Below are 232 nucleotides of genomic sequence, written 5' to 3'. Positions count from 1 at the left end.
CGGCATGCAGGAACTTCCGCCCGATCCGCCCGTCGAGGCCCATGCCGCGCGCCACGTCATGCACGTCGGCGCCCACCCGCTCGCACAGGTCGGCGATCTCGTTGATGAAGGTGATCTTGGTGGCGAGGAAGGCATTCGCCGCGTACTTGATCAGTTCCGCCGTCTCGAGGCTGGTGGCGACGATCGGCGTCTCGATCAGGTAGAGCGGCCGGTAGAGCCGGCGCAGCGTGGC

At 67.7% G+C, this 232-nt stretch carries 1 pseudogene; it reads right to left on the bottom strand.

Annotated features, from left to right (window positions below):
* Window positions 1-232 (bottom strand): annotated as a pseudogene (locus tag JMJ56_RS33515) (UDP-glucose 6-dehydrogenase); the annotation flags it as partial.

Origin of the sequence: Belnapia arida, assembly GCF_016773205.1 — a bacterium.
Lineage (GTDB): Bacteria > Pseudomonadota > Alphaproteobacteria > Acetobacterales > Acetobacteraceae > Belnapia > Belnapia arida.
Note: the sequence above shows the minus strand (reverse complement) of the source record. Positions and strands in the feature narration are given on the sequence as shown.